The sequence below is a fragment of the Ruegeria sp. ABM4_193 genome, assembly GCF_056158705.1.
On sequence record NZ_JBSWTT010000002.1, the window covers coordinates 1 to 13261 of the forward strand.

Below are 13261 nucleotides of genomic sequence, written 5' to 3' on the forward strand. Positions count from 1 at the left end.
TACTCGGGCGTGCGAGCGTTCAAAAAACCCCTGAAGGAATACGGGGTTGAACAGCTCGCTAACGCTGGTCAGGGCTCGGATCAACAGTATGTCGTTGGCAACTGGACCGATGCCATTCTGAATGAGCAAGTGATAGCTGCTCATGAATTTGCCATTGAGCAATGCCGACTGCGCAAAGCCGATGAAGCATTCAGCACTGAATGCCCGCTCGGCAATCTCAGCCGCGAAGCTGCAATCGAGTTGGTGGGCGCAGACCAAGGCGATTTCTGGTCGAAGCCATCCAGCGAACTCAAATCGCTCAAAGAAACGCAGCAAGAACGCTTGGAAGCGCTGCGCCCTGTAATTGAGGAGGCTTGTGGGCCGTGATTCAGGATTTCGTCAGCTCGATTAAATCAGCAATCAGCAACTTTTCTCAGCAAGCATACACCAGCCTTGCGGCGGATCTCGCATCCGCCCTCTGGGCTATTGCTGCGCTGATCTTTGTAGCGATGCTGATCAACGGCGTACTTCAGATCAGAGAAATTGGGTTTGGTGGTTATGTAGGCTGGATCATTCGGGCGACGATAATCATCGGAATGGCGTCGAGCTGGTCCTTTTTCCAACCAATCTATCAAGGCGTCCAAACCTTGCCGGACAGTATTGCCGGGGCACTCACTGGAACCACTAATGTATGGCAAGCGTTGGATGAGATTGCGCTTCAGTGTTTCTTGATGGGCCAGCAGGCCATTGAAAACGCGACTTGGGGCCTGAGCATCACCGGGGCTATTCTCTGGGTTGTTGGTGCCGTCATCGTTGCCTTTGGCACTGGCATGGCACTCATTGCAAAAGGCGGTCTGGCGGTGTTGCTGGGTCTAGCGCCAGTTTTCATCGCAACGCTGCTCAGCTCGGCAACAGCCAATATCTTCGCAGCCTGGGCGAAAACGACCGTTGGCCTGATCATGGTCATCGTCGTTCTTACAGGCATCGTTTCTCTTATTCAGGCGCTTTTCGCTTCGGAGCTTGGTTCCTTGTCTGATGTTAATGACATGGAAGCGAGCGGGCGTTTTCTGGCAATCTGCATCGTGGCTATTGTCATGCTCACGCAGATCCCGTCGCTCGCTGGGGGAATGTCGGGTGCAATCGTGTCGGCGTCCTCGGGTCTTGCCGTGGCAACTGGTGCCGTCGCTGCCGCAAGAAGTGCATTGGGCACGGCTGCTGGTGCTGGGCGCAACACAGTTGCTGGGGGCAAAACGGCCGCTGCGATGGCCTCCGCAGCACGCGACGGGACCGGAATGCGAGACAGTGCATCGCGTGCCATGCAGGCGCGTCGGGACATTGCACACAGAGCCCGCAATCAGGATGGAGCGGCGCGCCAGAGCTACGCAGCTGATCGTTATCGGCAGAGCATTCGGGCGGCCCGAGAAAAACCGCAACAAAAATCATCTTAATCCGAGGGACAGAGCAAATGTCACACGTGACAGATCACGAAAAAGAACTCTTTCTGGGCGCACGCCGCGATGCCTTCAAATGGCAGGTGTTCGGCATGGCTGGTATGGCAATGGGCGTGGCCTCTATAATCGGCTGGGCGCTGCTCCTTCCCTTGAAGGAAATCCGCGCGGTGCCATTCTCCATTGATCCGGACACAAAACTGCCGGTGCTGCTGACTGAAAAGGTCGAAGAACTGGAACCTTCTGAGGCGATGGCCTTCCGGGAAGTCGCAAATTATGTGCGCGACCGGGAAACCTATGATGTCCAGGACAACAACGATCGCCTGAAATCGGTACTGCGTCGTTCTGATGAGCTGGCCGAAACGTCTTACCGCGAACTGTGGGATGGGTCGAACGACAACCATCCGGACGAAATCTATACGCCCAAAACAAAGGTGCAGACCGAAATTCTGGGCGTGTCGCCGGTCAACGATGAGACGGTGCAGGTCGAGATCCGCAAGTCCCTGATCGTGCCAAACCAGGCAACGGCCTCAGCCCGCTACGTGGTCACAGTGACTTACGGGTTTGAGGAAAAAATCGTGACATCGATGGATGAGCTTCTGGAAAATCCATTCGGCTTCGTCGTCACCAACTACCGCGTAGACGCAATGGGAGACATCTGATGCAGCGTTCTTTCAAAACACTCACCGCCACCGCAGCAGCAGTTTTGGCATTCTCTACGCCTCTACTCGCTGAAATCACACCGACGCCAGACGGAAAAAACGCGGATCACCGCATCACGCATTTTCATTACGTCGAGAACCAGGTGTACCGCATCCCTGTGGGTGAACGCCTGATTACATATGTTCACTTTCCGCAGGGCGAAACCGTCCGCAGCATTGGTGCGGGCGACACGGAAAGTTTTCAGATCACCCGCCTGCAGGAAGGTCGTGTTATTGCGTTCAAGCCGGAAATCCTGAACTCGGATTCGAACCTGACCGTGCTGACCAATCGCGGGACATACAACTTCTATCTGGTTCCGGCCGAGAGCGCCGCCGAACGTAAACGAGTACCGTTCCGGGTCACGTTCTATAACAAGAACAACAGCGGCGGGACCACAACGCGCCGTGGCACGGTGGCACGTAGCGAGCCGAAACCAACAGGCCGCTTCGTCAACCAAAACTACTCGCGCTCGGGCAAAGCGGAGTTTGCGCCTACCGCCGTTTGGGACGATGGCGTTCACACCTATATGCAGATCCCACAAGATGCGGAGCTGCCGGGTATCTTCCGTGTCCTGCCGGATGGACGTGAGCTGATGGTGAACACCACAGTCAAAGAGCGCGGCATTATCCAGGTGCAGGGCCTTTCCGATCTTTGGACACTGCGCATCGAGGACACTTCGATCTGTGTTCGAAACGATGGCGACGAGTTTCAGCAGGCAAGTGTGAGCGGTCGGCCCGTCACTTCACAGACAGTTAAACCGGGGGGCAGCAAGTAATGAACCGCGATCAGACAATTGCGGCACGGGCGGCGGCTGAACAGCCGTCGCAACGTGTCCGGAAGAAGTTCGACCCTAAGAAGCTGATGACCGTTGCAATCGCAGGAGCGGTGTTCCTGGGCTTTGTATGGTATGTCATGGGCGATGAAAACAAAAGCACGAACACGGGTGTCCGCGTTGACGCTTTGCAACAAGGTGGTGGCGAGCGATACGGGCTTTTGACCGCACGGGGACCAGAGGCCGATGAGCCGGAACCAGAGGCTTTGCCCGAGGAAATTGCGGTGGCAACGCCCGACTCAACTCCACAGCCGGTTGAATTCATTGGGTTTGATAAAGCCTTGAAAACAATCGAGCAACAAAATGGCCGGATTTCCGATCTGCAAGATGAGCTGACGGATGCCAAAGTTTCGCTGTCGGAAAAAGACGGTGAAATCGCAACGCTGACCCTGACCAACGAACGCCTTCAGGTCAGATATGATGAGCGAGAGAAGAAGTTCCAGACGGAACTTGCCCAGGCCATCGCAGATGCAGAGGCCCGGGCGCTTGCCAGCGTGAGCCACTTACAGACTACGGGTCTGACTGATGATGAGCGGCGCAGGCTTGAAGAACTCAAGCGGATGCGCGAGCGCCAAAACCAGTCAGACGGCATCGTGTTCGATGAAAACCCATACGGCAGAAACTAATGGAGCTGACGATGAACAGAACAGCAATCACCCTCGCCCTGGTCACGTTGGCGTCAAGCGCGATGGCACAGGAAGCACCCGGTCAAAACTACCAGCCGATCAATGGTGGATCGCAGCCGGTCATTTTCCAACCCTTCCCTGCTGCCCCGCAGCCGGTTCAAGTCCAGCCAGACGACACCCGCCTGCCTGAAGAACAACGCGGCTATCAGGAAAACCAAAACACGACATGGCAAAACAATCTGGTTGAAGAATATCCCCCCATCGTCGGGGCCGCGATCATTGACGATCCGTCGCGCACCTTAACGCAAGGCACGGTTTTATCGGCTGTGTTCGGTGGCGCGGTCAGCTCGGAACTGCCCGGTAGCGTCGTGGCGACGATCACACGTGGCGTCTACTCGATGGACGGCACTCGTTTGCTTCTGCCGCGTGGATCGAAGCTTTATGGCGAGTATCGAGCGGATACGACATTGGCGCAAACGCGCATCATGATTGTTTGGAGCCGTGTCATTACACCTGATGGCCTGTCCGCTCAGATCGGTTCGGCTGGTACGGATGGTCAAGGCCGGACTGGTGCGACCGGCAGGGTGAATACACACTTTGGGAAGCGGTTCGGAACTGCTGCGCTGTTGTCCATCATCGGCATTGCGCCGGTGGCGTTGGTGTCTGACAGCGATAGCAACAACTCGGTTCGCACGGATTTGGCAACGCAAGTGGGGTCTAACCTGCAGAACGCCACGGCAGCGGCGCTTGATGAATACCTGCGCATTACTCCGACAATCTTTGTCGATCAGGGCAGTCGCATCAATGCGATCCTGCAGCGCGACGTTTTGTTTGATAGCTTCTGAGCGCGAGCCAATGAGCCGACCGCCTCAGCGGCCCTTCCGGCCGCTCCCTGCACATTCAAATGCGGTAGCGGCCTTTTTTGGAGCAAATTCAGCACTTTTTGGAATCAATGAATCTTGTGTAGGTGCGTTCGCGTTCGAGGCAAAGCCGAGAGGCCGCGAAGGCAACCTCCACTGTTCCAAAAAGTGCTCTACCAAGGACAAGAACATGAGCGGGCGGAACGGTAATAGTCTTCTGGAATACTATACAGGCAAGATCGCGCATCTGTTGCACGACGAAAGCTTGAGCGAAATTTCTGTAAACCCTGATGGTGCAGTCTGGGTCGAAGAAATGGGCACAACGCACATGACCAGGACAGACATCACTCTGAACAGAGACGATGTAGCAAACATCGGGCGCTGCGTGGCCGGTTTCAGCGATGTAACATTCGGAGAAAAGAAGCCGATTGCGACGGCCAACGTGCCGACACAGCAGGGTAAAGCGCGGGTGCAGGTCGTGATTCCGCCAGCAACAACCGGCGTGGGGTCCGTTGCGATCCGTCTCCTGCGCGTGAAAACTGTCGATCTAGGCGCGTTCAGCTTCGCCAGCAAAGAGGCCGCATTGGCGGAAAGCAACGATCACAGTGCACTCGAAAATGCCCGTGCTGCCCTTGCAGCAGGCACGATGAGCTTTGACGAGCTGGCCGATCTTGCGATGCTTAGCAAATGGAACGTGATCATTGCGGGGGGCACGTCGTCTGGCAAAACCACCGTTCTCAATGCAATGCTGAAGCGCGTCGATCCGGGCGAACGGATCGTGACGATTGAAGAAGTGGCCGAGTTGGACATCGAGCAACCCAATGCTGTCGATCTGCTTGCCGACCGTTCCGAAGAAGATGGCCCTCGATCACCAACAAAGCTGCTGGAATCGGCGCTGCGGTTACGGCCTGACCGCCTCGTCTGCGGTGAAATCCGGGGCGACGACGCGAATATGTTCCTGGAACTGGTGAATACCGGCCACGATGGATCTGTCTGCACCATGCACGCCAACTCGCCCGTCGATGCCATTGGACGGATGAGTAAAATGGTGCGGCGCGGATCTCCGACCGTCCAAAAGTCAGAGGTGGTCGATGACATCCGAGCGACCATTCACATGATCGTTCACATGAAGAAAATCGGGGACGAACGGAAGGTCAACGGCGTGATTTTTCCGCCGCTGATGACCGCTGAACAACTTATCTGAAGGAGTACAAAGATGAAGCAATTCGAGTATCGAGACGTGCCTTTTTCGGAACGCGACGACGCCAGCGAGAAATTCGCAAAGCTGGGCAAAGAAGGTTGGGAAATGGTTGGTGTCGCACGTGCTGAATTTGGCATCGTGTGCTTCTTCAAACGCGAGCTGGTCGATGGCTGAGTTTCAGGATCTACCCAAAGGCAAGAAGGTAGCGATAGCCGGTACAATGGGCTTTATCGCTACCTCGGCTTGCGCGGTGTTGGTGATCGGGCTGGCGCTCGAATACATCAACACCAGAGGCTTTCGCGGGCTGGACATCTGGGCGATCCCAGAGAAGTTCATGGCACAGCCTGCAGAGACGCAGCAGATCATGGGTCTGGTGGCGGTGGTCGCAGTGGGTGTTTTGACCTTTGCATTTGTGGCGGCTGCGCTGCGTGGTCCCTCAACGAAATACGGTGATGCGACCTTTGCAAAGGCCCCTCAGCTCGTCCAGGAGGGCTATGCTTCGGTGCTGAAGCTCAAAGACCAATTGGATAGTGAAATCGTGTTTGCCAAATTTGGTGAGCCAAAGGACAAAAACGCAATCTACTATAAGCCCGGTCCCGGCGTTCAAAAGCCACACGCGATGTTCATTGCCCCGTCTGGTTCGGGTAAAACCAGCGGTTTTGTGATCCCAAATGTTCTGCGTTTCAATGGTTCTTGCGTCGTCCTGGACATCAAGGGTGAGATTTTCCAGACCACGGGTGCGCGTCGGGCAGCAATGGGCGACGAGGTGTTTGTGTTCGACCCCGAGAACCCCGACAAAAGCCACAGCTACAACCCTCTGCGCCGTGCAGCACGTGCCGACAATCTGGATCGGCGATGGGAAGAAGTGATTCAGGTTGCAACCCAGATGTTCGACACGCCTAGCTCGTCCGCACAGGGCTTTATGGGTGGTGTCGAGGGCATGTTCTGCGCAATGGCGATGTTGGCGATCAAAAGAAAGCGGCCATACATTTCCGAAGTCCTGCGCCTGGTCAAAACGACCAAGCAAAAGGACTATGAGAAAATGGCTGAAGAAGTTGGATATGCGCGAGCTGCAGATGAGTTTCTGAATCTTGCAGCCGAAGAATCCAAAATCTTGCGGTCAACGATTTCGGTTATGAACAACTCCGGCCTTCAGCTCTGGCGTAACCCGTCAGTGGCAAGAGCCACGCAGGGCAATGACATCAACTTTGAGGATCTGCGTCGGCGCCCTACCTCGATCTACTTTTCTGTACCAGGGAAGAAGGTCAAAGAGTTCCGGACGCTCATTCGCCTGTTCTTCCTCGATCTGGTGAACACCATCGAAACCGTTGAGCCGGGCGAAGATGAGCCGTTCAAGGTTTTGATGCTGCTCGATGAGTTTCAGCGCCTCGGCCATCTTGAGCGCGTCGTTGAAGCGTATGACACCATGCGATCGTTCGGTGGCCGGATCATCGTGATTTCGCAAACGCTGTCGCGCCTGCAGGACATTTATGGGCATGAAGGTGTGCGGGCGATGCTGGCAAACGCCGGGACGCAGATGTTCGCAGCCTCTGAGGATTCAGAGGTACGCGAACACGTGTCCAGGTCCATCGGTGACAAAACCGTATTGAGCAAATCGAAGTCTCGGGCGCTCGGCAAAATGGAAATGGGCAGCATATCGGAACGCGAGGAAGGCATTCGCCTGCTCCGGCCGGAACACGTTGGCCGATTGCCTGAAAATGAGGTTGTGCTTATCCGCGAAGGCAAGATGCCGGTGATTGCAAACAAGATCCGATACTTCGAAGATCCGTATTTCATGCAGTTCTTGGGTGGCGATAGTCCGAAGATCAAGGGCACCCACCTCGATCTGGCTGCAGACCAAGCCAGGGACACGGCAAAGGCGCTGGCTGAAGCGAAACCGGCCCCTGCCCCGGCGAGAGAGGTTTCGGAAAAAGATCAGGAGCTTCAGGCGGCATTTGATGCGCAGCGCACGGTCGCAAAGCGGAAAAGCCGGTCAGCGAAAGACATCGCGATGGAGAAAATGAGAGCCAAACGGCCTGAAAGCAGTGCCTCCGCTTGACGGGGGTGCTGTTTCAGTAAATCTCTGCTTTAAGTGGAACCGTTATGTGGGAACGTATTTCAACGGTAGAGTGGTGCCCACCCGCCATCATTAGGTGTCTTGAGAGAGATAAGCCCACGGGCGAGGGAAATCAAACTCGGGTAGTCATGTTCGTGGTTCGAGTCCGCGACGGTTCCACATAACACAAATGACAGGATGACTTTTGATGAGATTGATACTGGCGATACTGCTTCCGTTTGTGGTGTTTTTCACGATCAGAAGGCCATTTCAGGGCTTTTTCTGCCTGCTCCTGCAACTGACGCTGATTGGCTGGATACCAGCGGCCATTTGGGCCGTGTATTCGCTCAGCCAGTACAATACTGACAAAAAGATCAAAGCCGCGACTAAGGATAGGGCATAGGAATGGATCAAATCGAGCTGGACCAGCTACTCGAAGAAATCAAACCTCAAATCGCAGAAATCAACCGGGGCGCTCAGATGATGGACGCTGAAACGGATGAAAAAAAGAAGCTAGTAGGTTCGTCTGTTGTGAACAAAGCTGTGACGAAAATCATTGAGAAGGGCGGTATGCCCCTGCTCAGAGCGGCATTCAATAAGGTGGACCCTGAACGGCAGAGAACAGTAGAGCTGCAGTTATTCGCTGTTTCTGACAAAACCGGTGCAACCTGGCTTCCCTGATTTGTTGACCACCCCAAACAAAGAAAAGCCGCCCTAGGGCGGCTTTTTCATTTGCGATGTATCGCACTCAGTTCTTGCCAGAAGCTCGGCGCATTCGCCGGATACACCAATTCATGATTGTGGTGCGTTCGGCTCGTAGTCTCTTCAGAGCTTCTTCTTTTCGCTTAATCCGCCCGTGCAGCTTTGCAAGACGGACTATTTCCCTCTGTTCCGCAAACCTGAGCCATGCAGCCCGAAGCCCGAATACACTGTCAGGTTGCGGTTTTATGACCTTTTCAGGGGGCGGGTTATTGTGCCCCATCATCGCCGCAAGATGTACAGTTGAATGCGCTCCACAATCGTTTTGGTTTGCCGCCAACATCATTAGCCTCCTGCACCAGAAGTATCAGCCGATGGGCGGGCGACCCGGACCACGCATTGTTCCAATTCAGCAATCTCACTGTTCCCGACAACACATTTCACTACCGCAAGCCGCCACTCAGTAGAGAGGCGCTTTTCTGTGTGCATATTGATTGCGTACCAAGTTCCAGCGGCGGCGGCGAGCAAGATCAGAATGCGAACAATCATCTATTATGTCTTCCGTCGTCAAAGGCTGTGACCATCATCTTCATGGATGAGAATGGCCTGCTCGCGGGTATGGACAATTTCCCGAACAACGGCGGCAATCTTGCTGGATGAGACCTGGTGCAGCTCACCGACAACGGCCTCGGCGCGCTCGTAGCTGTCCGGAACGCCTTGGCGGTTAAAGTGGGCAGCAGCGGTGGAAATGTCCGCGTCGCGCCAAGTCGCCGTTGTGCCGGCTGAAACGCTGTCATGATCGTTGTAGCGGGCCAGGAACTTGTTTCCATCGAGTCCGAAGCTGTTGGCGGTTGCAACAATGTCGTCACGCAATGCCAGCCATTTTTCGGCCTCGGACGGGTCCAGGTTGTCCAACTCGGCCGCATTCATGGATGTGGTGTATCTGTCGTCATCAACAGTGTACGCTTGCAGGTCGGTATCGTATGGGCGTAGCTCGGCAACATCGCCCTTCAGCTCTCCGATCTGGACGTCCATTGCGGCACGCAAATGCGGATCTTCGACCTCTCGCGCAAGTGCCTCCATGTTCTCGATGGAGTTCACAATGTCCTTGGTCTGCTGTTCGTAGTTCTCGAAACCGGCCTGCCCCAGAGCGGATTGCATATACTGAACATAGCGATCACCGGGCGACTGGTAGTCGTCGGAATCCTGAAAACCTTTGTCGCCGGACAGATCGGCAAGGGACGAATAGTAGGGATGATACAGGTCGTATTCTTGAGCATCGTTCATGTGCTGAGAAACCAAAGCCTGCATATCGTTCAGATCAACCGGCTCCCCTGACCGCTCCGCAGCCTCCAATTCGATTTTCAGTTCTTCGACCAGATCTTTTTGCGCCGTATGTTCGTCGACACGGCGGCTGGCCTGGTCCTCGATGTCGAAGCTCTTTGAAGCGATGGCGGCACGATCAAAGCCCATCGCCTGCTGTTCTTTCTTGATGATGTCGATCTGCTCAGAAACGCGATCCTCGCGCAGGGCGGATTGATCAAATTGGGAATAGGGTGCGAAGTGTTCGACTTCGTTCAAAAGATAGTCTGTACGCGAAACCATAGTTTTTCCTTTGCGAGTTGATGGAAAACTCTGTGATGGATCTGCCTGGGGCGTTGGCGCGCTCATCAGGCAGACAGGGTGAACTCCTTATAGGCTGTGTCCGTCATCGTCGCACCGCCCTTGCAAGAGCGGGTGCGTTGCGTGGGCGTGAACCTCTGAGAGTTCTTCTGAGATTGCGATGATCCTGGAAGAAGCAAGCTGGTGCAGTTCGTCAACAACGGCCTCCGCGCGGTCGTGGCTGTCCGACAATCCTTGAACCTGGAAGTGAGCCGCTGCGGTCGAAATATCGTCGCTGCGCCATCCCATTGTTGTGCCCAAAGTGACGTTTTGGTGGTCGCCAAAGCGGGCAACAAACGCCTCACCATCGAGGCCGTAGCTGCTGGCCGTGTCGGTGACATCCTTGCGGATCTCCGCCCACTGTTCGGCCTCTGGATAGTCGAGGGTATCCATTTCGGCGGTATCCATCAGCGTTGAGTAGCGGCGGTCCTCGATGATGAAGGCTTGAAGGTCAGGATCGTTGGTGCGCAGATCCGCAACGTCGCCCTTCAGCTCGCCAATCTGAATGTCCATTGCGACACGCAGATTTGGGTCGTCAACCTCACGGGCAAGACCTTCCATCTTGTCGATTGATTGCAGCAATTCTTTGGTCTGAGACTGGAAGTCCTCATAGGCACCCTCGCCCAAGGTGTCCTGCATATAGACCTCGTAGCGGCGTGCTGCCGGGGCATAATCAGCGGACGCCTGGAACTCCTTGTCATCGACAATATCAGCAAGGGCAGACAGATACGGATGGCTCTGTTCGTTGTCCCGAACGTCGCTGATATGTGCAACAACCTGAGCCTTCAGCTCGGGCGCGATTGTTTCCTCAGAACCGCCTAATTCGATGTGTCGCCGCAAGTTGCTCATGACTTCGGGGGACACATAAGACGGGTCTCCCGGCTCACCGTAATCATCAAAATGATGGGCTTGGTCTAGTAGATGTTCCATTCTCGATACCATAGGTTCCTCTCCTTCAACGAGCATGATGGCAAACTCTTCGATCCGGTCTTTGACGGCGTTGGCGCGCTCATCAAACAGATCCGACATTCTTGCGATGGATAGAGTCATCACATCGGCGGCCATGTCGCGGGCCGTAACTTCGACTTCCGGGGTACTTTCAACAACCGACATTCCGGCCTGAACTTTCCACGTATCGGTCTCGACTTCCTGCCGCAATCCGCGCTCGAGGCGGGTCGTTGCGGTCAGCTCAATTCCGTATTCCTCAGCAACCTCGACCTGGATTGAGCGCTGAACGTCGATGTTCATTTCGCTGCTCATACCCATAGCCAACCACTGCCCATGTTCGACGCCTCGGTTGTTCACAACGATGTGGACATGGGGGTTGTCAGTGTCGTTATGGAACACTGTCAGGTAGTCCCAGGTATCGCCAAAATCACCGCTGCCAAATAGCCGATCTGCGAACTCTAAACCGGCCTCATGAGCGGCGTCCGGATAGGTGCCTTCGGGAAAAGAAACGATCATGTGACGGGTGTAACCGTAGTTGGTTTTCCCGTTGAAATCCTCGGCCCAGGTCTCGATCAAATCACTGACCTGATCCGCATCGAGCGGGGTCACGCCATTGTCTCGGATGTCCAACACGCCCTCTGCCCTGACGGTCAGATAGTTGATCTGGCGGCGCAGCTCGTGCGCGTTTTTCACACCACCTTTGCGGACGTGCTTTACAACCGCCTCGGGCTTTCCCACCACGGCACCCAGCCGCGCCTTGATGGATGATGCCCGCGAAACCATGAACTTCATGCGCTTGGCGGTCTGCAACTGCTGATTGATCTGCTTGGAACGATCGACACCCTTCTGAGCTTCGCGAAACGCAAGCTCTAAGAAGTCACCTGCTGTCAGATCGTGGGTTGCAGCGTTCATGCGGCGGCATCCCAATCGTCATCACGCAAGATCCGGCGAATGGCAAATTCCGGCTCACGGTTTCGGCGGGCCGCTGTGATCATCGCCTTCAGGTCTTGCCGGTGCTGGATGATCGCGCGATGGAGGTTTTCGACGTCGCGGCGGTCGTCATCCGTCCAGATCACCGTGCCGCGTTTGGAAGATTTCGCGAGTTGGTTGAGGTTGGTGTATCCACCCTGAACCTGCCGCAAATGCTTCTGCCAAAGATCCACAACAGCGGGGTCAGGGTCGAGATACCCAATCAGTCGATAGATCAGACGCTGGATGATCTGATTGCGGCTCTTGGCTCCCAGCACGGTCACAGCCGCTTCCAAACGCTCCAGTGCATCCGAAGGCAAACGCACGGAAAAGACGGTGGTGTCGGCGGGCTTGCTCAATGTATACCTCTGGTTGCATTTTTAATTTGTAACACAACTACCTTATCCTGTCATACTCTCCAAGAGGAAACCGGGGGTGATTTTAGAAATCCGTATTTTCTCAAATTGCCCCCGGAACAGTTTTGCTCTTGGAGGCAATCTCCACGCCGGGAAAAGGGTCCTGCCCCTTTTCCAGCCAGCAGGCGTGGGTGCCGGTGGACCGGCGCAGGGCAATCACGCAAAGCGGGAGCTGCCCGAACAGCGCCCGTCACATACCGGCACGTTCAAGGTCAGTATGGCATTTTCCGCGCGCCTCAGCGCGCTCAATGTCCCGCCGCTTTCGCGGCGGGTGTGGCAGGGTTGTCTGCTGCCGCATTGGGGCAGGTCGGCACCCCTGCCCGGTCTTAGGACCGCGCGCCACCTGTGGCGCATATGTGGTCCGGCCTGCGGCCGGAGCAGAAGAAAGGGCGGCTTGCGCCGCCCTGCCCTCCCGTCATTCGGTGACGGGATCGTCATCGGTGCGCTTCGGGAAGGCCACCATCTCAACGCCAGGGAACATGCTGTGCTTGACCTGGATCGAGGTGATGGTGCCGGTCTCATCGGTATTGACGAAGAGCACCCCGCATCGATCCCAGAATGTCTTGCCTTCTTTTTCACCGGTCTTGACGCTCAGTTTCAGAGTTTGAGTTGCCATTGTTTGATCCTCGCTATGGCGTGTTTCGATGAACAAGGGAAAAGCGGGCATCAAGGGGATGTCAGCAGGGAATTTGATCCGCGCGGAATGCGCCGCAGGCGCAGGGGACATTCCTTGTTGAAGCGCGGCGCCCGGCCCGGGCGCCGCGCGTCTTCCCCGACTGCCCGCTTATGTTCATCCCTTCAGAAACACCGCAGCCGAGGATCTTCTCCGGCAACGTACTTGAAACTGTCAGACCTGGTGAAAG

Annotated in this window: 15 protein-coding genes; 11 read left to right on the forward strand and 4 right to left on the reverse strand. The window is 55.5% G+C overall.

All coding sequences use genetic code 11. The features are described 5' to 3' along the window. From ACXADZ_RS17825 to ACXADZ_RS17875, 11 genes are all read left to right on the forward strand, one after another. On the forward strand, positions 1–366 hold a 366-nt coding region (locus ACXADZ_RS17825; protein ID WP_475198654.1), incomplete at its 5' end, for a hypothetical protein. Continuing rightward, positions 363–1427 (forward strand): TrbL/VirB6 family protein, encoded by a 1065-nt coding sequence (locus ACXADZ_RS17830; protein ID WP_475198655.1) that lies wholly within the window; start codon positions 363–365, stop codon positions 1425–1427. The genes ACXADZ_RS17825 and ACXADZ_RS17830, both read left to right, overlap by 4 nt. Before the next feature lie 17 nt (positions 1428–1444). Then, positions 1445–2089, forward strand: coding sequence for a VirB8 family type IV secretion system protein (locus ACXADZ_RS17835; protein WP_475190782.1), 645 nt, complete (start codon positions 1445–1447; stop codon positions 2087–2089). Then, positions 2089–2904, forward strand: coding sequence for a TrbG/VirB9 family P-type conjugative transfer protein (locus ACXADZ_RS17840; RefSeq protein ID WP_475190786.1), 816 nt, complete (start codon positions 2089–2091; stop codon positions 2902–2904). Before ACXADZ_RS17835 ends, ACXADZ_RS17840 begins: the two co-directional genes overlap by 1 nt. Next, complete coding sequence (locus ACXADZ_RS17845; RefSeq protein WP_475190791.1) at positions 2904–3587, forward strand: hypothetical protein; 684 nt, start codon at positions 2904–2906, stop codon at positions 3585–3587. The genes ACXADZ_RS17840 and ACXADZ_RS17845 overlap by 1 nt, the downstream gene beginning before the upstream one ends. A gap of 11 nt (positions 3588–3598) precedes the next feature. Further along, positions 3599–4432, forward strand: a complete 834-nt coding sequence (locus tag ACXADZ_RS17850) for a TraB/TrbI/VirB10 family type IV secretion system protein (protein ID WP_475190796.1) — start codon at positions 3599–3601, stop codon at positions 4430–4432. Positions 4433–4637: 205 nt separating this feature from the next. After that, positions 4638–5651 (forward strand): ATPase, T2SS/T4P/T4SS family, encoded by a 1014-nt coding sequence (locus ACXADZ_RS17855; protein WP_475190799.1) that lies wholly within the window; start codon positions 4638–4640, stop codon positions 5649–5651. A gap of 12 nt (positions 5652–5663) precedes the next feature. Next, positions 5664–5822 (forward strand): hypothetical protein, encoded by a 159-nt coding sequence (locus ACXADZ_RS17860; protein ID WP_267366665.1) that lies wholly within the window; start codon positions 5664–5666, stop codon positions 5820–5822. Beyond that, positions 5815–7707 carry a type IV secretory system conjugative DNA transfer family protein gene (locus ACXADZ_RS17865; RefSeq protein WP_267366667.1) on the forward strand — a complete coding sequence of 631 codons (1893 nt, stop codon included), beginning with the start codon at positions 5815–5817 and terminating at the stop codon, positions 7705–7707. Before ACXADZ_RS17860 ends, ACXADZ_RS17865 begins: the two co-directional genes overlap by 8 nt. Before the next feature lie 205 nt (positions 7708–7912). Next, the gene (locus tag ACXADZ_RS17870) at positions 7913–8107 is read left to right on the forward strand and encodes a YqaE/Pmp3 family membrane protein (protein ID WP_209251525.1); all 195 of its coding nucleotides are present in this window, start codon (positions 7913–7915) and stop codon (positions 8105–8107) included. Positions 8108–8109: 2 nt separating this feature from the next. Further along, positions 8110–8385: a hypothetical protein gene (locus tag ACXADZ_RS17875; RefSeq protein WP_209251527.1), complete on the forward strand. Its 276-nt coding sequence runs from the start codon at positions 8110–8112 to the stop codon at positions 8383–8385. Positions 8386–8970: 585 nt separating this feature from the next. On the opposite strand, the gene ACXADZ_RS17880 is transcribed toward ACXADZ_RS17875, so the two are convergent. The 4 genes from ACXADZ_RS17880 to ACXADZ_RS17895 form a co-directional block, all read right to left on the reverse strand. Further along, positions 8971–10008 carry a hypothetical protein gene (locus ACXADZ_RS17880; protein WP_267366499.1) on the reverse strand — a complete coding sequence of 346 codons (1038 nt, stop codon included), beginning with the start codon at positions 10006–10008 and terminating at the stop codon, positions 8971–8973. An 87-nt stretch (positions 10009–10095) separates the two neighbouring features. Further along, positions 10096–11925, reverse strand: coding sequence for a relaxase/mobilization nuclease domain-containing protein (locus tag ACXADZ_RS17885; RefSeq protein WP_267366497.1), 1830 nt, complete (start codon positions 11923–11925; stop codon positions 10096–10098). Further along, positions 11922–12341 carry a hypothetical protein gene (locus tag ACXADZ_RS17890; protein WP_475198658.1) on the reverse strand — a complete coding sequence of 140 codons (420 nt, stop codon included), beginning with the start codon at positions 12339–12341 and terminating at the stop codon, positions 11922–11924. The genes ACXADZ_RS17885 and ACXADZ_RS17890 overlap by 4 nt, the downstream gene beginning before the upstream one ends. 472 nt (positions 12342–12813) lie before the next feature. After that, a complete protein-coding gene (locus ACXADZ_RS17895; protein ID WP_170417785.1) occupies positions 12814–13014 on the reverse strand; it encodes a hypothetical protein in 201 nt (66 codons plus the stop codon). Positions 13015–13261: the final 247 nt, after the last annotated feature.